The organism is Pseudomonadota bacterium (assembly GCA_016195085.1).
Taxonomy (GTDB): Bacteria; Pseudomonadota; Alphaproteobacteria; order SHVZ01; family SHVZ01; genus JACQAG01.
The window spans coordinates 47,000-68,306 of record JACQAG010000084.1; the positions used below are offsets into that span (position 1 = coordinate 47,000).

18 protein-coding genes and 2 tRNA genes are annotated in these 21,307 nt (G+C 67.6%); 14 read left to right on the plus strand and 6 right to left on the minus strand.

The window, feature by feature from the left end:
• The first annotated feature begins 11 nt into the window (after nucleotides 1-11).
• The 9 genes from fdxH to HY058_21875 all read left to right on the plus strand — a co-directional run bounded on the left by fdxH (nucleotide 12) and on the right by HY058_21875 (nucleotide 7,871).
• Complete coding sequence (gene fdxH, locus HY058_21835) at nucleotides 12-911, plus strand: formate dehydrogenase subunit beta (protein MBI3499948.1); 900 nt, start codon at nucleotides 12-14, stop codon at nucleotides 909-911.
• A complete protein-coding gene (locus HY058_21840) occupies nucleotides 908-1,555 on the plus strand; it encodes a formate dehydrogenase subunit gamma (protein ID MBI3499949.1) in 648 nt (215 codons plus the stop codon). The genes fdxH and HY058_21840 overlap by 4 nt, the downstream gene beginning before the upstream one ends.
• A 167-nt stretch (nucleotides 1,556-1,722) precedes the next feature.
• A complete protein-coding gene (fdhE, locus tag HY058_21845; GenBank protein MBI3499950.1) occupies nucleotides 1,723-2,655 on the plus strand; it encodes a formate dehydrogenase accessory protein FdhE in 933 nt (310 codons plus the stop codon).
• A gap of 94 nt (nucleotides 2,656-2,749) precedes the next feature.
• Nucleotides 2,750-4,141: an L-seryl-tRNA(Sec) selenium transferase gene (locus tag HY058_21850; protein ID MBI3499951.1), complete on the plus strand. Its 1,392-nt coding sequence runs from the start codon at nucleotides 2,750-2,752 to the stop codon at nucleotides 4,139-4,141.
• 3 nt (nucleotides 4,142-4,144) lie between these two features.
• The gene (locus tag HY058_21855) at nucleotides 4,145-4,927 is read left to right on the plus strand and encodes a sel1 repeat family protein (protein ID MBI3499952.1); all 783 of its coding nucleotides are present in this window, start codon (nucleotides 4,145-4,147) and stop codon (nucleotides 4,925-4,927) included.
• Nucleotides 4,924-6,840, plus strand: a complete 1,917-nt coding sequence (gene selB / locus HY058_21860) for a selenocysteine-specific translation elongation factor (GenBank protein MBI3499953.1) — start codon at nucleotides 4,924-4,926, stop codon at nucleotides 6,838-6,840. Before HY058_21855 ends, selB begins: the two co-directional genes overlap by 4 nt.
• 23 nt (nucleotides 6,841-6,863) lie before the next feature.
• A tRNA-Sec gene (locus tag HY058_21865) sits at nucleotides 6,864-6,959 on the plus strand.
• 44 nt (nucleotides 6,960-7,003) lie between these two features.
• Nucleotides 7,004-7,471 carry a hypothetical protein gene (locus HY058_21870; protein MBI3499954.1) on the plus strand — a complete coding sequence of 156 codons (468 nt, stop codon included), beginning with the start codon at nucleotides 7,004-7,006 and terminating at the stop codon, nucleotides 7,469-7,471.
• A gap of 16 nt (nucleotides 7,472-7,487) precedes the next feature.
• Entirely contained in the window at nucleotides 7,488-7,871 is a 384-nt protein-coding gene (locus HY058_21875; GenBank protein MBI3499955.1) for a hypothetical protein, read from the plus strand.
• A 140-nt stretch (nucleotides 7,872-8,011) separates the two neighbouring features.
• On the opposite strand, the gene HY058_21880 is transcribed toward HY058_21875, so the two are convergent.
• The 3 genes from HY058_21880 to HY058_21890 are packed head-to-tail and all read right to left on the minus strand — an operon-like array spanning nucleotide 8,012 to nucleotide 12,071.
• Entirely contained in the window at nucleotides 8,012-8,461 is a 450-nt protein-coding gene (locus HY058_21880; GenBank protein ID MBI3499956.1) for a glycine cleavage system protein H, read from the minus strand.
• 8 nt (nucleotides 8,462-8,469) lie between these two features.
• Nucleotides 8,470-11,637: a hypothetical protein gene (locus HY058_21885; protein ID MBI3499957.1), complete on the minus strand. Its 3,168-nt coding sequence runs from the start codon at nucleotides 11,635-11,637 to the stop codon at nucleotides 8,470-8,472.
• Entirely contained in the window at nucleotides 11,634-12,071 is a 438-nt protein-coding gene (locus HY058_21890; protein MBI3499958.1) for a hypothetical protein, read from the minus strand. The genes HY058_21885 and HY058_21890 overlap by 4 nt, the downstream gene beginning before the upstream one ends.
• Nucleotides 12,072-12,261: 190 nt before the next feature.
• Between HY058_21890 and HY058_21895 the strand changes: the two genes are divergently transcribed.
• Together HY058_21895 and HY058_21900 are read left to right on the plus strand one after the other, a co-directional pair.
• Entirely contained in the window at nucleotides 12,262-13,056 is a 795-nt protein-coding gene (locus tag HY058_21895) for an SDR family oxidoreductase (GenBank protein ID MBI3499959.1), read from the plus strand.
• A 16-nt stretch (nucleotides 13,057-13,072) separates the two neighbouring features.
• Nucleotides 13,073-14,404: an alanine racemase gene (locus HY058_21900; GenBank protein MBI3499960.1), complete on the plus strand. Its 1,332-nt coding sequence runs from the start codon at nucleotides 13,073-13,075 to the stop codon at nucleotides 14,402-14,404.
• A 197-nt stretch (nucleotides 14,405-14,601) separates the two neighbouring features.
• Here the strand turns inward: HY058_21900 and HY058_21905 are convergent, their stop codons facing one another.
• The 3 genes from HY058_21905 to gph all read right to left on the minus strand — a co-directional run bounded on the left by HY058_21905 (nucleotide 14,602) and on the right by gph (nucleotide 16,930).
• Nucleotides 14,602-16,086, minus strand: coding sequence for a M81 family metallopeptidase (locus HY058_21905; protein MBI3499961.1), 1,485 nt, complete (start codon nucleotides 16,084-16,086; stop codon nucleotides 14,602-14,604).
• A gap of 46 nt (nucleotides 16,087-16,132) precedes the next feature.
• A tRNA-Val gene (locus HY058_21910) sits at nucleotides 16,133-16,207 on the minus strand.
• 15 nt (nucleotides 16,208-16,222) lie between these two features.
• Nucleotides 16,223-16,930, minus strand: a complete 708-nt coding sequence (gene gph / locus HY058_21915) for a phosphoglycolate phosphatase (protein ID MBI3499962.1) — start codon at nucleotides 16,928-16,930, stop codon at nucleotides 16,223-16,225.
• A 177-nt stretch (nucleotides 16,931-17,107) separates the two neighbouring features.
• Between gph and glmU the strand changes: the two genes are divergently transcribed.
• From glmU to rpiA, 3 genes are read left to right on the plus strand one after another with little or no spacing between them, the layout of a single operon-like run.
• Complete coding sequence (gene glmU / locus HY058_21920; protein MBI3499963.1) at nucleotides 17,108-18,460, plus strand: bifunctional UDP-N-acetylglucosamine diphosphorylase/glucosamine-1-phosphate N-acetyltransferase GlmU; 1,353 nt, start codon at nucleotides 17,108-17,110, stop codon at nucleotides 18,458-18,460.
• Nucleotides 18,461-18,466: 6 nt separating this feature from the next.
• Entirely contained in the window at nucleotides 18,467-20,290 is a 1,824-nt protein-coding gene (gene glmS / locus HY058_21925; protein MBI3499964.1) for a glutamine--fructose-6-phosphate transaminase (isomerizing), read from the plus strand.
• A 51-nt stretch (nucleotides 20,291-20,341) separates the two neighbouring features.
• Entirely contained in the window at nucleotides 20,342-21,049 is a 708-nt protein-coding gene (gene rpiA / locus HY058_21930) for a ribose-5-phosphate isomerase RpiA (GenBank protein ID MBI3499965.1), read from the plus strand.
• Nucleotides 21,050-21,307: the final 258 nt, after the last annotated feature.

Sequence of the window (21,307 nt, forward strand, 5' to 3'; positions counted from 1 at the left end):
GGAGGCGCGCCATGGCCAGCTTGCAAACCCTCGACATCAAGCGCCGCTCCGCCACCACCACGCCGCAGCCCAGCGTGCGCGAGACGGTGGAAGTGGCGAAGCTCATCGACATCTCCAAATGCATCGGCTGCAAGGCCTGCCAGGCGGCCTGCCTCGAATGGAACGATCTCCGCGAGGAGGTCGGCTTCAATGTCGGGGTCTACGACAACCCGGCCGACCTCACCGAGAACAGCTGGACGGTGATGCGCTACACCGAGACCGAGGCCAACGGCAATCTCGAGTGGCTCATCCGCAAGGACGGCTGCATGCATTGCGCCGATCCGGGCTGCCTCAAGGCCTGTCCGGCGCCGGGCGCCATCGTGCAATACTCCAATGGCATCGTCGACTTCATCTCGGAGAACTGCATCGGCTGCGGCTATTGCGTGCGCGGCTGCCCCTTCAACATCCCGCGCATCTCCCAGAAGGATCAGAAGGCCTACAAGTGCACGCTCTGCTCCGATCGCGTTGCGGTCGGCCAGGCGCCGGCTTGCGCCAAGGCCTGTCCGACCCAGGCGATCTATTTCGGCACCAAGGAAGACATGATCCGCCATGCCGATACTCGGATCGCCGACTTGAAGGAGCGCGGCTACGCCAATGCCGGGCTCTATGATCCCAAGGGCGTGGGCGGCACTCATGTCATGTATGTGCTGCAGCACGCGGACAAGCCCGAGCTCTATGCCGGTCTGCCCAAGGATCCGCGCATCAGCCCCTTGGTCGAGCTGTGGAAGGGCGTCACCAAGCCCTTGGCCCTGGTGGGCCTGGGCCTGACGGCGCTCGCCGGGTTCTTCCACTACGTGACCAAGGGACCGAACGAGGTCGAGGAAGAGGACGAGGCGAAGGCGGATCGAGTCCAGCACGGATACGACGCATGAGCGCGCGCAACACGGTCGGCCGCTACACCGCCTGGGCCCGGGCGAACCATTGGCTGACGGCGATGACATTGATCCTGCTCGCTCTGAGCGGCATGTCGTTCTTCCATCCGGCCTTGTTCTTCTTCTCCTCCTTGTTCGGTGGCGGCGTGTGGGCGCGCATCATCCATCCCTGGCTGGGGGTCGTGCTGCTGGTGAGCTTCACCGGCCTCTTCCTTAGATTCTGGCGGCACAATCTGTGGGAGCGGAGCGACAGCACCTGGATGGGCCGGATCGCCGACGTGCTGGCGGACCGCGAGGAAAACCTGCCCGAAGTCGGCCGCTACAACGCCGGGCAGAAGATCGTGTTCTGGGGGATGACGCTGTTGATCCTGTTGCTGTTCGCGAGCGGCCTGATCATGTGGGATGCGTATTTCCGCGATTACACCACGATCGATCAGAAGCGTCTTGCCGCATTGCTGCATGCGGCCGGCGCCGCGGTGATCATCGGCATCTGGATCGTCCACGTCTATGCCGCGATCTGGGTCAAAGGCACCGTGCGCGCGATGACCCGCGGCTCGGTCACCGGCGGCTGGGCCTGGAAGCACCATCGCAAATGGCTGCGCGAGGTGGTCGCCGGCCGCAGCGGCGAGCACAACGCCGACTGAGCTTGCGCCCGGCGCTTCGGTCCTGTTTTCTGTCAACAATGCATGCCCCCACCCCAGCCCTCCCCCGCCAGACGGCGAGGGAGGGGGCATGACAGCACGTCAGCTCCCTCCCCCAACTTGTTGGGGGAGGGCTGGGGTGGGGGCTTGTTTCGACTGCGGGTGCTGCCATGACCGTCAAAGGCCCAATCGTCGAAGCGGTCGATATCGGCAATGTCGCCGATGCGCCTTTCGCCCGCTTGCCGAACTTGCAGCGGTTGTTTCAACGCCGGGCCTCGCGCCTGAAGCACCTGGCCGAGGGCCATGCGCTCCGGCCGTTCCTCCTGTTCATGGCCGAGATCGCCCAGGCCCAGCATGAGGCCGTGCAGGCGATGCCGCCGGGCACGCTGCCCTTGGCCGGGGATCTCGACCTCCTGCGCGAGCATCGCACCGCGCCCTTGGACCGCATGACCTGGCGCCGCGATTCCTCCTGGCGGGCGGCACTTGCTCATATGCTCCATGCGCTCAAAGCGGCACCCATGCCGGAAGCCGCCGCGAAGGCGCGCGACCTCGTCCTCTGCATGGGCGAAGGCGCGCAGGAGCAGCTGGCCCTGCGCGTGCTGGAGGGGACGGTCCGCGGCGAGGAGCTGGCGCTCGCCAGCTTCGTTGCCGCCGCGTTGCAGGCCTATTGGAGCCGCATGGCGGCCTTGCTGGACCCGGCCTCGCTCGGCCCGCTCGAGCGGCAATGCGACTGTCCGGTTTGCGCCTCGCCGCCGATCGCCAGCCTCATGCCGGCGACCCCGTCGCTCGAACGCACGCGCTATCTCGCCTGCGCGCTCTGTGCGACCGAGTGGCACTACGTCAGGATCAAATGCGCCAATTGCGAGAGCACCAAGGGCATCGCCTATCAGGAGATCGCCGGCGCCAAGGCCCACGTCAAGGCCGAGACCTGCGAGGAGTGCAAGACCTACACCAAGATCTTCTATGGCGAGCGCGACGCCGAGATCGAGCCCTTGGCCGACGATCTGGCGAGCCTCGGTCTCGACGTTCTGGTGGGCGACGCCGGCTGGCACCGGGCCAATCCCAATCCCTTCCTATTGCCGGGAGAGGTCGTCACGCATTAGTGTGCCGGTTCCGAAGTTCGCCGGGCTCGTTGGCGAACTTCGGAATGGTCGACACTAGCGTGGGCCTTCACCCGAACGGGGTCTCTGTCAGGTGCTGACGAAACCGACCCGTGCTTCCTCGCCTCTGCCTTCGGTGGATAGCGTTCTGCGCGGGACGGAGGGGATCCGCCTCATCGCCCGCCATGGCCGCACCGCGACATTGGCTGCCGTGCGCCTGGTGCTGGCCGAGCTCCGCCACGCCAAGGGTTCGGCTTCGGTGGATACCGTGGCGGCGGCGGCGGCGGCCCGGCTGGAATCGGCATCCCTCCAGTCGCTCCGCCCGGTCTTCAACCTGACCGGCACGGTTCTCCACACCAATCTCGGCCGCGCCCCCGTGGCGCCGGAGGCGGCCGCGGCGGCGGCCGGCGCGCTCGCTGCAGCCGTCAATGTCGAATACGAGCTGGAGAGCGGCGAGCGAGGCGAGCACGATCACCATGTGGAAGCGGATCTGAAGGATCTCACCGGCGCCGAAGCGGCGACGGTGGTCAACAACAATGCCGCGGCGGTGTTCCTCATCCTGAACACGCTGGCGCTCCGCCGCGAGGTTCCAGTCTCCCGCGGCGAGCTCATCGAGATCGGCGGTTCCTTCCGCATGCCGGACATCATGGCCCGGGCCGGGTGCCGCCTGGTCGAGATCGGCACCACCAACCGCACCCATCTCCGGGATTTCGCGGCGGCCGTCACACCGCGGACAGCGATGCTGATGAAGGTGCATCCTTCAAACTACGCGATCCAGGGCTTCACCGCCGCGGTTGGCGATGCCGAGTTGGCGAAACTCGCCCACGAACATGGCGTTCCCTATGTGGTCGACCTCGGCAGCGGCACCTTGGTCGATCTCGCCCGCTTCGGCTTGCCGCATGAGCCGACGCCGCAAGCGGCGCTCGCCGCCGGTGCGGATCTGGTCAGCTTCAGCGGCGACAAGCTCCTGGGCGGACCCCAGGCAGGCATCGTCGTCGGTCGAGCCGAGCTGGTGCGGCGGCTCAATCGCAATCCATTAAAGCGGGCACTCCGCCTCGACAAGGCGCGGCTTGCAGCACTCGCCGCCACGCTCAAGCTTTATGCCGATCCCGATCGCTTGGCCGAGCGCCTGCCGACGCTTCGGCTGCTCTGCCGGCCGGTCCTGGAGATCGAAGCGCTCGGCCGCCGGCTGCTACCGAGGCTGGCGAAAGCGCTCGCGGGCAAAGCCGAGGCGGTGCTGGAGGAGACCAGAAGCCAGATCGGCAGCGGCTCGCTTCCGGTCGACCGCTTGGAATCGCGCGCGCTGTCGATCCGACCGATCGGCCCGCGCAAGAGTGCAGGAAAGTCCCTCGAGGCGCTGGCGACTGCCTTCCGCCGGCTTCCGATCCCGGTGGTTGGACGCCGGCAGGACGGCGCGCTCAAGCTCGACCTCCGCTGCCTGGAGGACGAGGAGGGGTTCCTTAGCCAGCTCGACCGCTTGGCGCTTTGAGCGATGTTTGCCTGGCTCGCCCGCCGCCGCACCGAGGCGTCCGCAAAGGCTCATGACGCCGCCATGGCGGCGGCGCGGCAGGCCTTCGATGCGGGCGAATTCGCAAAGGCGCGGGAGATCTGGGCGGAGCTCGCCCAATCGGGGCTGGCGCGGGCTGAGAGCAATCTCGCCGGGCTCTATGCCGAAGGGCTCGGCGTCGCCCGCGACCCGGTCGAGGCGGCACGGCTCTTCCGCCTGGCGGCCGAGGCAGGCGATGCGATCGCCCAGCAGAACCTGGCGCTCCTCTATTACGAGGGCCGCGGCACCGACGGCGACCTGGCGCTGTCGGCGACGTGGTATCGGCGCGCCGCCGAAGCGGGCCTGGTCGATGCCGCCAACATGCTGAGCTGGATGCACTACGAAGGCGTGGGTGTCGAGCGCGACTACGGGGAGGCAAAGCGGTGGGCGGAAGCGGCCGCCGCCAAGGGCAGTGCGTCCGCCGCCTGTCGGCTGGGCCAGATCCACCACAACGCCCAGGGTGTCCTGCGCAATCCGGCCGCGGCAGCACGCTGGTTCGAGATTGCCGCGCGCGCCGGCGACGGCGAGGCGCAGGCGATGCTGGGTGCGGCCTACCATCTCGGTCTCGGCATCGAAGCCGATCAGGCGCAGGCCCATCGGTGGCTGAGCCGTGCCGCCACCCAAGGCAATGAGACCGCTCGGGGTTTTCTCGTGCGCGTCGGCGAGCGCCTCACCAAGGCCGAACGGGCGCGGGCAGACGCGCTCATCGCTGAAGGAGATCAGGCGTGATCGTCGGCACGGCAGGCCATATCGATCACGGCAAGACGGCGCTCATCAAGGCCTTGACCGGAATCGACGCCGATCGCCTGCCGGAAGAGAAGGCGCGCGGCATCACCATCGATCTGGGCTTTGCCTATCGGCCGATCGCCGGCGGAGAGACCTTAGGGTTCGTCGACGTGCCCGGCCATGAGCGCTTCGTCCACAACATGCTGGCCGGCGCCACCGGCATCGACTTCGCGCTCCTCGTGGTTGCCGCCGACGACGGACCGATGCCGCAGACCCGCGAGCATCTCGCCATCCTGGATCTGCTGGGGGTCAGACAGGGCGTGGTGGCGCTCAGCAAAGCCGACCTGGTGGGGCCGGATCGCCTCCTCGAGGTGAGCGAGGAGCTGAACGCCCTTCTCGAAGGCACCTTGCTTGCCGGCGTGAAAATCCTGCCGATTTCGGCGCTTTCCGGCGACGGCGTGCCGGCCCTCGAGCGGCTGCTCTTGGACGCCGCAGCGAGCCTGCCTGAGCGCCAAGCGGGGGGCCGGTTCCGGCTTGCCATCGACCGCAGCTTCAGCCTGACCGGCGCCGGCACGGTGGTGACCGGCACCGTCGCCTCGGGCAGGGTCAAGGTCGGCGACCGGCTGCTCATCAGCCCATCCGGTATCGAGGCGCGGGTTCGCGGCATCCACGCGCAGAACCGCGAGGCGAAAGAGGGCCATGTCGGCCAACGCTGCGCCGTCAACCTGACCGGGACCGGCGTCGATCGAGAAAAGATCCATCGCGGCGACTGGCTCGTCGATCCGGCGCTGCATACCCCCACCGACCGCATCGACGCCCGCCTCAGGCTGTTGGCGAGCGAGGACCGCCCTCTCCGCCACTGGACGCCGGTGCATCTGCACCTGGGTGCCGCACATCTGCCGGCGCGCGTGGCGATTCTCGAGGGCGAGACGGTGGCGCCGGGCGAAGAGGCTTCGGTGCAGCTCGTGCTGGATCGCCCGATCGGCGCGCTCACCGGCGACCGCTTCATCCTCCGTGACCAATCGGCCCGCCGAACCATCGGCGGCGGCCGCATCCTCGATCCCTTTCCGCCGTCGCGGGGACGCCGTCGGCCGGAGCGCTTGGCGGCCCTGGCCGCACTCGCCGAAGCGGAGCCGGAGTCAGCGCTCGCCCGCCTCATCGAGATCGAGCCGGGCTGGGTCGATCTCGCCCGTTTCGCGCTCTCCTTCAACCTCGGCGATGCCGAGGCGCTGTGGCGGAAGCTCGGCCTGGTGATCATCGCCGACGGCCGGCAGCGCTTCGGCCTCAGCCGAAGCCGCACCGCGTCCCTGGGCAGCGAGCTCAAGCAGGCGCTTGCCGCTTATCACGCGAAGACGCCGGACAGTCCCGGCTTGGAATTGGAGCGTCTCCGGCTGGCGCTGGCGCGCCGGCTGCCGCCCGCGGTTTTCGCAGCGCTCGCCGCCTCGCTCCTGGCCGAGAAGGCGATCGAGGCCGACGGCCCGTGGCTCCGAATGCCCGGCCATGCGGTCAAGCTCACCCCGGCGGACCAGAAGCTCTGGGCCCGCATCGAGCCGACGCTCGCGCGGGAGCGCTTCCAGCCGCCCAGGGTCCGCGATTTCGCCCAGTCCCTGGGTCAGCGCGAAGAGGACGTGCGCAAGCTCTTGAAGCGGCTTGCGCGCATGGGAAAGCTGATCGAGGTCGCCCATGACCACTTCTTCCTGCGCAGCAACGTGGCCGCCCTCCTCGCCATCGCCGGCGAGCTCAGCCGCCCGGGCACGTTCACTGCCGCGCAATTCCGCGACCGGATCAGCACCGGGCGCAAGCTGGCGATCCAGATCCTGGAGTTCTTCGATCGCACCGGCGTCACGCTCCGCGATGGGGATTTGCGGCGGCTGCGCGCCGATCGCCTTCATCACTTTGGTACCGGCGGCGGATGAGCTATCGTTCCTCGGTGCCGAGGGGAAGGGAAGCGTCCCTGGTGGGGCGGCTGGACTTCAAATCCAGTAAGGGTCGTAAGCCGGTCCTTGGTGGGTTCGACTCCCACTCTCTTCCGCCATCGGCCCAGCGAGCGGAGAAGGTTGTCAGCGAGGACGCTTCGAATTGAGCCGGGACTATCTCAACGCGCTGCAGAAGATCGCGCTCGCCAGCGAGGACGAGGAGCGGCAGTTTCGCCGCGACGCCCAGCGCCGGATCGCCCTGCTCGCGGCGGCGAGAACGGAGGCCTACCGGCGCTACAATCTGCTGAAGGCAATGGTGGAAGCGGCCGCCGCCCACGCGGACTGCGAGTCCTCAGCGGCCGCCCAGGTCTCCCGCATCGCCGCCCTCACCGGCTGGTCGGAAAGCGACTCGGGCTGGCCCGATTTCAAGGGGGCGCTCGCCGAGGTCGCCCGCACCATTCATGCCGATCTCCACGGCTCCGGCCGCGACGAGGAGCCGAAGGAGGTTGCCGCAGCGGCGGTGACCGACGCCTTTCGCCGGTTCGAGGCGTGGTATCGCGGGCATTACGGCGCGGAGTTCCTGGCGCTCATGGAGCAGCAGCAGGCGTTCCAACCCGCCGTCGATTTCTGATGCCGGCCGGCCTCGGGTGAGCCTCACCGGTCGCGATTTCGAGCCGTGGCTGGTGCGGCAATTCGCGCGACGAGGATCTTTCACCGTCCTCATCATCCTCATCGCCATCCGCGAGCCGACGCTCTTCCCCATCGGAGCATCCTATGCCTCGGTCATCGGCAATGAGATGAGCTGGCCGGAGATGCGGCGCCTGTTGGATGCCTCCGGCCTCAAATGGGATGGTGCCGCCTTGTTCGTGGCTGAGAGCCCAGACGGCAAGCCGCTCATCGATGCCGAGGCAAAGGCCCAGCTCCACGCAATGCAGGAGCGCATCATCGCCGACCACGCGCGCATCAACGAAGGCGCCTTCTTCGACCGCAAGGGAAGGCTGATGCGGGTCGAGGAGATCGAGACGAGTTAGATGGCGCTCGTCGCAGCGAGTTCCGCCAAGTGCCCCCACCCCCACCCTCCCCCAACAAGTTGGGGGAGGGAGTCGAAGGACGTCTCATGTCCCCTCCCTCGCCGTAGGCGGGGGAGGGTTAGGGTGGGGGCATGCGGCGCCTAAGAAGGCCCTTCGCAGCCCGGGAAGTCTTCCTCGCGCATCTTCCGGAGATAGGGTTCGGCGACTTCGGGCCCGGGCGTCAGCGCCGCCTTCGCCGACGGCCAATCCTCCGGCTTCACCCGCACCAGCCAGCCGGCACCATGGGGATCGGTGTTGATCGGTCCAGGCCGATCGAGGAGATCCTCGTTGCTGGCGAGGATCTCGGCGGCGAAGGCGATCTTGGCGGCGCCAATGAGCTTGCCCGCCTCCACCACAGCGCAGGCCTGGCCCGCTTCGAGACGGCGACCGGGGCGCTTCGGCGTTACCGCGATGATGTGGCCGACCATGGCGGAAGCGACCGCGGTGATGCCGACCTCGACCGACCCGTCCGGGAGCTCGCGATACCAGAGCTGGTTTCGAACGTCGTAGAAGAGATCGTCCGGCAGATGGCAGCCATTCACCACCGGCATCGCTGGCCTCAGAAGGTGAAGCGGGTGAGCGAGATCTGGCTGCCGTTGGGAAGCGTCATCGTCGCCGTGGTCGTGCTGGTGAACTGGATGGTGACGGTGCCTTGGCCGGCAAACAGGCTGGGCGCCTGGTAGGGTCCGCCCAAGGCCTGCCCGCCACGATACTCCTGCAAGGTCCCCTGAAAGAGCGTGGTCGAAGACATCGCCGCCTGGCTGATGTACCAGGCCGCTTGGCCGCGGCTGTCATACATGTAGGCCGACATGAACATGGTCGAGCTCTGCACCTCGAAGAAGTAGCCGCGCCCGGGCTCATTGGCATTCCACCACCATCCCGTCTGCGGCATGCCCGATGCGGGGCCGGCGGCGACGCCGCCGGAGACGAAATTGTAGCGCTGGATCGAAATCGTACCGCCGGCCCAGGTGAGCCGGCCGGTGGTCGCGGTATCGAAGCTCAAGGTGACCGTGCCGACCGAGCCCAAGGCGGTCGCCGCCTGAAAGGCTCCAGCCAGGGTCTGGCCGTTGGCATATTGCAGCAGGCTCGCTTGGAAGGTGGAGTTGTTCGAGCGTGCGCCCGACCCGATGTACCAGATCGGCGTGCCGTCGGAGGAATAGAGATAGCCCGACATAAAGATGTTGTTGCCGCTGACCTCTAGGCTGAAGCCGCGGCCGCTTTCCGAGGAGTTCCACCACCATCCCGTCTGCGGGCTGACCGCGCCGGCGCTGGCATCGACCGTTGCTTTGAACATGCCTCGTCCATGGGTCACCGCAACCAAGGTCGTGGAGCTGCCGATGAAGAACAGCTCGTCGACCGAGACCGTTCCGGGACCGTCATTGCTGGTGCTCCAGCTGGAGCCGCCAGTCTCGGAGGTGAATACACCGACCTCGGTGCCGACATAGAGCCAGCTCGCATTCGAGGGGTTGCGGGCGATGCCGCGGATCGGCGCCGAAGGGAGACCCGTCGCGATATTCGTCCAGCTGGCGCCGCCATCCGCCGTTTTGCGCAGATTGCCGCTCGAATAGCCGCCATAGGCAATGTACACGGTATTGCTGGTCGAGGGGTCGATCAAGATGCGGTTGACCATGCGACTCACGCCGACATTGACCAGCGTCCATGACGGCGTGGTCGCGGTGCCGTTGGTCGTGTAATAGACCGCGCCGTTGTTGTGGCCGACCCAGATGAGGTCGCTGTTGCCCGTCGCTACCGCGACCGCGCTGATGTAGTTGCCGGAAGTGGGGGAGGGGGATTTGATCGTCCGCCAGGTCGGCGTCGCCGCCTTGGCATTGTCCGTGACCCAGAGCGAGGCTGCGCCGACGATGAGGCGCGATTGGCTGTTGGGGTCGAGAATGAACGGCGCGATGAAATTCGCCTGCGAGGTGCCGTTGCAATCGAAGTCGCCGCCCTCGGTGATGCCGGTGCAGATCGAGCTCGCCGACAGGCCGCCATTGGTCGAGCGATGCACATCGGCATAGACGTACTCGCCATAGAGATAGTTGCTGTCGGTCTGGTCGATGGCCGCATAGCCGCCATCGCCGCCGAATGCCTGCGTCCACCCTTGGCTGCCGGAGGTGACCAGCGTGCCGTTATCCTGGGCTCCGGCATAGAACCGTGTGCCGTCCGCGGATGCGGCACCCCCGTAGAGCTGGGTGGTGGTGATGCCGGTATTGAGCGCGCTCCAGGTATTGCCGCTGGAGCCGCTGTTGGCCGAGAGGATGTCGGAGGACTTCCACAGCCCGCCATCATTGCCGGCAAAGAGAATGCGGTTCGTCGTGCCGTTGTAGCTTGGATGACTGACCAGGAGATGATGATCCGCGTGGGGCGAGGATGGCCAGGATTGCCAGGTCGTGATCTTGGTGAAATTCGCACCGCCGTCGATCGAGCGGTATTGGTCGATGCCGGCGGTCACCACCACCTGGCTGTTGGTCGGATCGATCCAGATGGTGTTGTCATACCAGCCCTGGTTGCCCAAGTGCCCGGGGGAGCTGACGAGGCTCCAGGTGGCGCCGCCATCGCTCGATTTGTAGATCTCGCCGCTGTTGTTCTCGACCGATGCGTAGATGAGGCCGGAGGTCGCCGGCGCGTAGGCGAGCTCCACGCGCTTGCCGCCGGAGACGACGGTAACCGACGTGCTGCTCCACGTGGCGCCAGCGTCCCGTGAGTAGATGATGGTACCCGCGCCGGAATCGGAGCCGCCGCCGCCGGCGATCGCGTTGTTCGAGTTGTTCGGATCGATGGCGACGATGAGCCGGCGCAACGTCGTCATCTTGGTCCAGCTGACGCCGCCGTCGCTCGTCCGGTAGACGCCGTTGTTGGTCGCGGCCAGGACGATGTTGTTGTTGGTCGGATTGATCGCCAGGCGGTTGACGTAGTACCAGATGCTGTCGTTAGCGGGATTGGTGGCGGAGAGCTGAATCCAGGTCTGGCCGCCGTCGGTCGACTTGAAGATGCCGGCGCCGCGGATCGCATCGACGTTGAAGAATCCCTCGCCGGTCGCGGCATAGACGACGCTCGAATTCCCCGGCGCGAAGGCAATGTGGCTGACCGCGAGATTGGCGGAGAAGTCGTTGACCGCGCGCCAATTGGCGCCGCCGTCGCTGGACGACCAGATGCCGCCGCCGACCCCGCCCATGATCATGTGGCTGGCGTTGGACGGGTCGATCGCCAGCGCCCGAACGCGGCCGGGCACGTTGTTGGGGCCGATGGACGTCCAACGGCTCGCGTCCAGGCCGGCGAGCGCTGGCGCGGCGCGGCCGCCGGGCGAGGCAAATGTCGGCACCTGCAGCATGCGGGTGCGGGCGGCGAGGGCCTCGATCAGGCCGTCGGGCTTGACCGTCCCGCTTTCGTCGGCCTGCTGCATGGCCCGGAACTTGGCCCATTCCCCGGGCCTGTCCGCCTTCGGGTGTTCGGCGCGATTGAGCGAGCGGGCGAGCAGCTTCGCCGGCATGGTGCAGACGCTGTCGTTGTCGAGCGCGTGCTGGCTCCGGAGAAGACGCAGCTTGTCCAGCGTCAGACCGGCGGCTTTCGCCACGCTCGTATCGTCGCGCACGCCCGGTCCGCACCGGTCGCCTTCGCTCGCGATCGGGCGGCTGCCCTCGACGATCGGCGGCGGCTCTTGGGCCTGGCAGGCGGCGAGCAGGAGGCTGAGAGCGAGGAGCCCGAACCGCAGGGTTTGCACGATCATTCTCCAACTCCGACGGTGATGCTGCGCGTAACCGAGCCACTTCCATAGGCAAGGGTCACGGTTACGGCATAGCTGCCCGGGCGTTCCGCCCGGAGGGTGAAGTTGCGGATGGTGACGAGGCCGAGAGCGGGCGGGTTGGGCGGCGACCCAGGCTGCGAGGCGGGCGCGCGGGGCACCGCAAGAGTACCGACCTCATAGGCCTCGGGACCGATGGACAGGCTCGGATCGGCGCTGCGGGCGGCGAGGCGCGCCGGCCCGAGGTCGCGATTGGGGATCATGCGCACCTCGAGCGCGCCGGTCTCGCCGCGCTTCAGCGCCGCCGGGACGGTGGTGAGGATCAGCTCGGCGTCTTCCGCCCGCGGTGCGCAGCCCGCCGCCAGCACGAGCAGGAAGCCGAGCGCGATCGCCGCCGCAATATTCCCTTGCCCAGCCATTCTGGCCCCGCCCGCCCTGTGAGTCCCCCCGATGGTCGGGATGATACCTGAAGGCGATCCGGACACGCCAGCCAGGTACCTTCGAGGTGCCGCCCTTGACAGGCTCGCTGCCGCCGCCGGACACTTCGGCGCGCCATTTCCGATTGAAAAATCCGGGTCGTTCCGCCCCACCCGACAGTCGAGGCCCCCAATGGATCTGCAGCTCCGCGACAAGGTCGTGCTGGTCACCGGCTCCAGCAAAGGCATCGGCTTTACCAGCGCCAAGGGGTTTGCCGAAGAGGGCTGCCGTGTCGTGCTCTCGGCCCGCAACGGCGCCGATCTTAAGAAGGCGGCGGATGCGATCCGCGCCAAGGGCGGCACCGTCAGCACCGTCGAGGCCGATGTGTTGCAGCCCGCCGCGGCGGCCCGCGCCGTGGAGGCGGCGGTGAAGGCATTCGGCGGGATCGACATCCTCGTCAACAATGTCGGCGGCAGCCAGGGCGGCATCCGCGTGCTCGAGTCGACGGACGAGGACTGGCTGAAGACGCTCGAGGTCAATCTCTTGCAGACCGTGAGGATGATGCGGCTCGCCGTCCCGCACATGAAGGGACGGAACGGCGCCATCATCAACATTTCCTCGATCTCGGGCTGGATTCCCCAGCTCGCCGGCAGCGGCCAGTACGGCGCCGCCAAGGCGGCGCTGATCTTCGACACCGAGCGCTGGGCCTTGGAGTTCGTGCCCTTCGGCGTGCGCGTCAACACCGTCTCGCCGGGCTCGATCTGGGGCGAAGGCAATGGCTGGGATCGTTATCGCAAGGAAGACCCCGAAGGCTATGACGACTATGTCCGCGGCGGCTTTCCCATGGGCCGGCTCGGCCATCTGCAGGAGGTGGCCGACGTCGTCGTGTTCCTGGCCTCGCCCCGCGCCAACTGGATCAACGGCCGCAACGTGCCGGTGGACGGGCTGGAGCAGCCTTATGCCCGGCGCGGCCGGCGGCCCTATTGAACCGGGGATGCGAGCGATGAACGACTTCATCCGATCGATTGACGACATCCGCCTCGATGCCCGCACCAAGGGGTTGCCCCTGGCCGAGGGCGAGATTCGCCTGGGCGATGTCGGCAAGCAGGGCTGGAACGTGCTCAAGGGCGACATGACCTTGCCGCTGCTGACCTTGAGCGACGCCGCCGTCGCCAACAATCTCAAGGTCATGCGCGAGTTCATCGAGGCGAGCGGCGTGTCGATCGCGCCCCATGGCAAGGCCACGGGATGCCCGCAGCTCTACCGCCTGCAGCTGGAGGAGGGTGGGGCCTGGGGAATGACCGCAGCGACCGGCCCCCAGGCAATTCTGGCGGCGCGAAGCGGCGCTCCCCATGTGCTGATCGCCAACGAGCTGGTGAGCCCCGCCAATATTCGCCAGCTCGTCGGCCTGCAGAAGGCGTTTCCCAAGACGCGGTTCTACTCGCTGGTCGACTCGGCGGACGGCGTCAGGCGGCTCGCCGAATTCGCTCGCCCCGCCCTCGAGAAGGGACAGCGCCTTGCCGTGCTGATCGAGCTTGGCGCCGCCGGCGGGCGGGCCGGAGCCCGCAACAGGCAAGCGGCCGAGCTTGTGCTGGCCGCGCTCGGCAAGGCCGGCGAGGTTCTCGAGCTGGCCGGGGTGGAATGCTACGAGGGTGCGGTCAGCCGCGAGGGCGAGGTGGCGACCTTGGCGGCCATCGGCGAGCTCCTGGAGTTCGCGATGTCGGTCTACGAAGAGGCGGCGCGGCAGGGATTCTTCGCCGGGCTCGGGGAGACGCTGATTTCGGCCGGCGGCACCATCTATTTCGACGAGGTGGTGCGCCGCTTCGCCCGGATCCGCGCCACGCCGGGCCTGCGCATCGTGCTGAGAGGCGGGGCCTATCTGGCGCTCGATCACGGCTTCTATCTGCGCAACGCCAAGGCCATGGACCGCCGCGGCCAGATCGCCGGCCGCTCCGGCCCGAAGCCGCCATCCGAGGCCTTTCGTCCGGCGCTGGCGCTCTGGGCGGCGGTCTTGAGCCTGCAAGATCCGGGCACGGCGATCATGAACATGGGCATGCGCGATCTGCCCTATGACATCGACCTGCCGATCCCGCTCAAGCACTACCGGGAGGGCCGTCTCCTGCGCGACATCCAGGCGAGCAACGCTCCCTGGAAGGTGGTGCGCGCCAACGACCAGCACTGCTTCTTGAGCTATCCCGAGGGCTCCGACATCGCCACGGGCGATGTGCTCGCCTTTGGCATCTCCCACACCTCGACCGCGTTCGACAAATGGTCGGTCCTGTATCGGATCGACGAGTCCGCGACCGTCACCGGGGCGTTGAAGACGTTCTTTTGAAAGGCGATGACAGAATACTCGGTGCCGCTCGGTGTTGGTGCGGTCTGCAACGACCCTCACCCCGACCCTCTCCCGCGGTGCGGGAGAGGGGGAACGAATGCCTTCTCATACTCCCTCTCCCGCACCGCGGGAGAGGGCTGGGGTGAGGGTCCTAATCAGCCAATTGCTCGAAGCGTGATTTCAATGCGTCGACGACGTCAGCGGAACGCCGCCTCGTCCAGGGGATAGAGGGGACGGGTCACCTTGGAGAATTGCAGCCGGCGCATGTTGGCGCAGGTGGGGCCCGGCGTGTCGGCCATGAGGATGCGCTCGGCGACCGGGGCGAAGGCGGTGCGGAAATGTCCCGAAGACTTGACGAAGACCAGCGCCGCCTCGCCCAGATCCAAGCCGACGGAGGTGTAGAGTGCCGTATCCCACTCCATCGAGGGATTGGAGCGGATGGCGAGCCGGATGCTGCCGATGGCCAAGACCGCGGTCAGCCCATTGTTCATCTGTAGGCCCTTCGCACCCTTGTCGCGCATGCGATAGATGCCGTCGCTCAAGGCTATGACCCGCCCGGTCACCTTGAGCGGCTTGCCGTCGGCGCGGGACAGCTTGTGCCCGACGTCGAGGGTGATCTCGCTGCCGATGCCCGCCGCCGCGGCCGCCCGAGCCGCCTCCGCATCGCAGAGCGTCAGATAGCTCTGGCGCGGAGCCTGGTCGGCACCGGCCTTCAGCAGTCCCTTCAAGACCGCGACATTGTCCGCGGCCGAGCCGCCGCTGGGTCCGTCTCCGGCATCGCCGACCACGGTCAAGCCGGTCCCCTGGGCGAGGCCGGCGGCGATCGCGTCCTCGAGCAGGACCAGATCCGGGACGAATTGGTCGCGGGCCTGCCAGACCATGTCGGCCAGCTCTTGCGCCGCCGCATCGGCCACCGTCGGATCCTGGTCGGCGACCACCAAGACGGCGAAGCCCAGATCGGGAATGTCGAGCCAGGGCTGCACCGGGAAGAGGGCGGCATGCAGGATGCGTCCGCTCCGCTCCATGGTGCGCGCCGCATCGACCGCCGGCTTCAAGGGGCCGTCGGTGGTGCGGGCGATCGCCGGGCTCAGCAGCATCGGCCGCTTGGCCAGGCCCATGACCGGATGCCGCTTGCCGGCGATGGTCTCCAGCATGAGCATGGCGCAGCGCACGCCGGTCTCGAAAATGTCGATGTGGGGATATTCCCGGTAGCCGATGAGGAAGGTATTGGGCTGCAGCATGCGCGGCGTGATGTGGCCGTGCAGGTCGAGGGTGACGCCGATCGGGATCCTGGCGTCGACCGCGCGCCGCGCCCGCTCCAGGATGACGCCCTCGCAGTCGCTTTCGTCTTCGGAGGTCATCGAGCCGTGCAAGGCCAGGAGCACGCCGTCCACCGGCAAGGCGCGCTTGAGGCGCTCGATGAGCTCGCCGGCGAGGGCCTCGAAGGTCGCGCGCGTCAAGGGTCCGCTCGCCGCCGCCGAGGCGGCCAGGAGCGGCACGATCTCGACTCCGGCCGGCTGCAGCACGCTCAGGAAGCCCGGCACCTCCACCTGGGCCGCGCCGAAGCCGGTGAACAGCTCCTGGCCGCGCAGCAGATAATATTGCTGGAAGGTCTCGACCGTGGTCTTGAGCGGCGAGAAGGTATTGGCCTCCTCGATGAGCGCGCCGACGGCGATGCGCATGGGCGGATGGCCTGTCAGAAAGAAAATCGCGGATGAGCGCGGGGTCTGGTGGGCGCAGTAGGGATTGAACCTACGACCTCTCGCGTGTGAAGCGAACGCTCTCCCGCTGAGCTATGCGCCCCCAGTCGACCGCTTCCTATAGGGGGCGGCGGCGGCGCCTGTCAAGGCGAGGGGGCGGTCCGCCTGCGATCTCGGCCAGCGCGGCCGGCAGCGCATCGAAGCGATGCAGCAGGCGGTCCGCCCCCAGCTCCGCCACCGGCAGCCGCGCATAGCCGTAGCTCACCAGAATCATCGGCACGCCGGCGGCGCGCGCGGTCGCCACGTCATGCTCGTTGTCGCCGACCATGACCGCTTGGTTGGGTGCGGTCTCGAGCCGGGCCAGCGCCTCCAGAAGCACGCGCGGGTCGGGCTTGCGCACGGCCAAGCTGTCGCCGCCGACGACGGCGGAAAAGAACCGGTCGAGCCCGAGCCCGCCTAAGACCGCCGTGGTCGCCTTCAGCGGCTTGTTGGTGCAGACGGCAAGCCGAATCCCGTCCTCGGCCAAGTGCTGCAAGGTCGGCAGGACTCCTGGATAGGGCTGGGTCAGACGGGTCGCTTCCGCCTCGTAGGCGGCAAGGAAGCGCTCGACATGCAGCTTGGAGTCGGCCGGCACGGCACCGGTCGCGGCCAGCGCCCGCTCCACCAGCCGCGTCGTGCCGTCGCCGATCATGGCCTTGATCTCCGTCAAGCCGAGCTGTCTCCGCCCCAGCGATTCGAGCAGCAGGTTGGCGGCGGCCAGGAGATCCGGGGCGCTGTCGACGAGCGTGCCGTCGAGATCGAAAACGACGGCGCGAAGCTGCGGCATTGCTTGCCCTATCTCGGCCGGGGATCGTAAGACATGGTAAGAAAACGTGAGTTGGCCGGATTTCGGCCCCTGTGGCAAACAGCTTCGAGGGGCGCTCCCGCCGATGGCGCCTGGCGGAGACGAGGCGCCATGGGCAAGCCTGCATTGCCAGCACCCATTACCGAGAAGTAGCGCGCCATGGGTAACCGTAACATCGCCGCCATCGTCCTCGCGGCCGGCAAAGGCACCCGGATGAGCTCGGATCTGCCGAAGGTGCTGCATCCCTTGGCGGGCCGGCCGATGATCGGCTACGTCGTGGAGACGGTGACTGAGCTAAAGCCGGCCAAGATCGCGGTGGTGATCGCCGCCGATGGCGAGGCGGTCGCCAAGGCGGCCTTGCCTTACCCGACCGTGGTCCAAAAGCAGCCGCGCGGCACCGCCGATGCGGTCAAGGCAGCGCGCCGCACGCTCGCGGGATTCGCCGGCGACGTGCTCATCGTCTATGGCGATCACCCGTTCCTCACGCTGGAGACCCTGGAGCGGATGCTGGCGGCGCGGCGCGGCAAGTATGGCCCCGGCGTCGTGGTCCTGGGCTTTCGACCGGAGGATCCGACCGGCTATGGCCGGCTCGTCACCTCGGCCGGCGACGAGCTCGAGGCGATCGTCGAGCATCGCGAGGCCACGCCGGCGCAGCGCGCCATCCCGCTCTGCAATTCCGGCGTGATCGCCGTCGACGGAAGACAGCTCTTCCGCCTCATCGATCGTATCGACAATCGCAACGTCAAGGGCGAGTTCTATCTGACCGATATCGTGAAGCTGGCGCGCGCCGAAGGGATCGGCTGCGGCTATGTGGAAGCGGCCGCCGACGAGCTCTTCGGCATCGACGACCGGGTCAAGCTCGCGCGGGCCGAGGCGCTGATGCAGGGGCGCCTCCGGCGCGCGGCCATGGAAGCGGGCGTCAGCTTCGTCGATCCGGCGAGCGTGTATCTCGCCTGGGACACGCGGCTCGACCGCGATGTGATCGTGCATCCCTTCGTCGTGTTCGGTCCGGGTGTGAGCGTCGGCAGCCGCGTCGAGATCCGCAGCTTCTCCCACATCGAAGGAGCGGCGATCGAGGCGGGCGCCATCGTCGGGCCTTTTGCGCGGCTTCGGCCCGGGAGCCGGGTCGGTGCCGGCGCCCATGTCGGCAACTTCGTCGAGCTCAAGAACACGGTGCTGGGTGAGGGCGTCAAAGCCAATCACCTGGCCTATCTCGGCGACACCAGCATCGGCGCCAAATCCAACATCGGCGCCGGCACCATCACCTGCAACTACGACGGCTTCGAAAAATACCGCACCACGATCGGCGCCGGCAGCTTCGTCGGCTCCAATGCCACCTTGGTGGCGCCGGTGACGTTGGGGGAGGGCAGCTATGTCGCCGCCGGCAGCACGATCGTGAGCGACGTCGCCGCCGACGCGCTCATCATCGCGAGGCCGCGCCAGGTGGAAAAGCCGGGTTGGGCCAAGTCGTTCCGCGCCAAGCGTGCGGGGAGAAAGCTGAAGAAGGGCTGAGCCGGCATGTGCGGCATCATCGGCATTCTCGGCAAGCGGCCGGTGGCGGCGCTGCTGATCGATTCCCTGAAGCGCCTGGAGTATCGCGGCTACGATTCCGCCGGCATCGCCACCGTCGTGGACGGCCATATCGAGCGCCGCCGCGCGCCGGGCAAGCTTGCCAATTTGGAGCGGCGCCTCGAAGCCGAGCCGCTCGCCGGCCTGAGCGGGATCGGACATACGCGCTGGGCCACGCACGGTCCGCCCAACGAGGCGAATGCCCATCCCCATGCGACAAGGCGGGTCGCCATCGTGCACAACGGCATCATCGAGAACTACCGCGCCATCAAGGACGAGCTCGAGGCGGGCGGGCGCCGGTTTCAGAGCGACACCGACACCGAGGTCGTGGCCCAGCTTCTCGATCACTATCTGGCGGCAGGCAAGACCCCCGAGGAGGCGATGGCGGCGGCCATGAAGCGGCTCGAAGGCGCCTTCGCCTTTGCCATCATCCTCGCCGACCGCCCCGACCTCATGCTGGCGGCTAGGCGCGGCAGCGCGCTGGCGGTGGGTTACGGCGAAGGCGAGATGTATGTGGGCTCCGATGCGATCGCGCTCGCCCCGTTGACCAGGCGCATCGCCTATCTCGAGGAGGGCGACTGGGCGATCATCTCGCCGGGCGGCGCCGACATCCGCGACGCCGGCGGCGCCAAGGTCAAGCGGCCGATCAAGCAGGCGGAAGTCTCCGGCGATCTCATCGGCAAGGGCAACCACCGCCACTTCATGGCCAAGGAGATCTTCGAGCAGCCGGAGGTAATCGGCTATACGCTGGGATATTTCCACAATCCCGTCCGCAACCGCATCACCCTGCCGCCGATGCCCTTCGATCTGGCGACGGTGCCGCGGATCACCGCGGTTGCCGCCGGCACCTCCTATTACGCGGCCCTCACCGCCAAATATTGGCTGGAGCGCATCGCCCGCCTGCCGGTCGAGGTCGACACATCCTCGGAGTTCCGCTACCGCGCCCCGGACATGCCAGAGGGCGGTGCCGCTCTCATGATCTCGCAATCGGGCGAGTCCCTCGACACCCTGATGGCGCTCCGCTACGCCAAGTCGCAGCGCCAGCATATCGTCTCCCTGGTCAACGTGCCCGAAAGCACCATGGCGCGCGAAGCCGACGCCGTCTTGCGCACCTATGCCGGCCCCGAGATCGGTGTGGCTTCGACCAAGGCCTTCACCACGCAGCTGACCGTGCTCGCCTGCCTGACCCTCGCCATCGCGCGGGCCCGCGGCAAGCTCGACGGCGAGGAGATGGACCGGCTCGGCCGCCAGCTCATGCATCTCCCGAGCTTGGTCAGCCAGGTGCTCGAGCGGGCGAGGGAGATCGAGCGGATCGCCGAGGAGGTGGCCGAGGCGCGCGACGTGCTCTATCTCGGCCGCGGCATCAATTATCCGATCGCGCTCGAGGGCGCGCTCAAGCTGAAGGAGATCTCCTACATCCACGCCGAAGGCTATGCGGCGGGCGAGATGAAGCACGGGCCGATCGCGCTGATATCCGAGGACGTGCCGGTGATCGTGATCGCCCCTTCCGACGATCTCTTCGCCAAGACCGCCTCCAACATCCAGGAAGTGCTGGCAAGGGGCGGCAAGGTGATCGTGCTGACCGACGCCGAGGGGGCGAAGGCGCTCGAGCCCAAGCGCATGCGCATCGTCAAGCTGCCCAAGGTCGAGCCCCTGGTGGCACCGATCCTCTATGCGGTTCCCGTGCAGCTCCTGGCCTACTACGCCGCCGTCGCCAAGGGGACCGATGTGGACCAGCCCCGCAATCTTGCGAAATCGGTCACCGTGGAATAGCCCCGGCAGTCGAGGCTCGACAGGCACGCCCGCATCGGCTCTAGTTGGCGCATGACCGCCCCGGACAACGCTCAGCTCAAGCGCGAAGCGGCCGTCAGCGCCCTCGACTATGTCGAGGACGGCATGAAGCTCGGCCTGGGCACGGGCTCCACCGCCGATCTGTTCATCGAGCTCATCGCCCGGCGCATTCTCCAGGGCCTCAGGATCCAGGCGGTGCCGACCTCGGAACGCACCGCGCGGGCTGCGCGGGCGCACGGCATTCCGCTGTTCGATCTCGATGCCGTGGCGCCGCTCGATCTCACCATCGACGGCACCGACGAGGCCGACCGAGCGCTCGACCTCGTCAAGGGCGCCGGCGGCGCCTTGCTGCGCGAGAAGATCGTTGCCGCCTCCTCCAAGCGCATGGTGGTGATCGCCGATGCCTCGAAGCTGGTGCAGCGCCTCGGCCGGTTTCCCTTGCCGATCGAGGTGGTCTCCTTCGGCCATGGCACGACGGCAAGCCGGATCGCCGGCGCCGTTGCGGCGCTCGGCTATGGCAAGGTGCCGATCGTGCTGCGCGAGAAGAATGGCGCCCCGGTCAGGACCGACACCGGCAATCAGATCTATGATTGCCACTTCGGCGCGATCGCCGACGCGCCGGCGCTGGCGAGCCGGCTATCCCAGATCCCCGGCGTGGTCGAGCATGGCCTGTTCATCGGCATCGCCACCACCTTGCTGATCGCCGGCCCGGGCGGCGTCGAGACCATCGAGCGCCGATAGTTCGTCACTGCATAATTGAGACCCTTTTGATGGGTCGATGCGGACCCTCACCCCAACCCTCTCCCGCGATGCGGGAGAGGGGGAACGAACGCCCTCTCTTACTCCCTCTCCCGCATCGCGGGAGAGATGCTATGGGGCGGGCGGCGAAGCGGTGCACCATTGTCGTCGCCAAAGACCTCAATGGAGCGCGTCCCATGCCGAAAGTAGACGACCTGAGCCATTGCCTCGCCGCCCTCGAGCAGGATAGCACGCTGATCG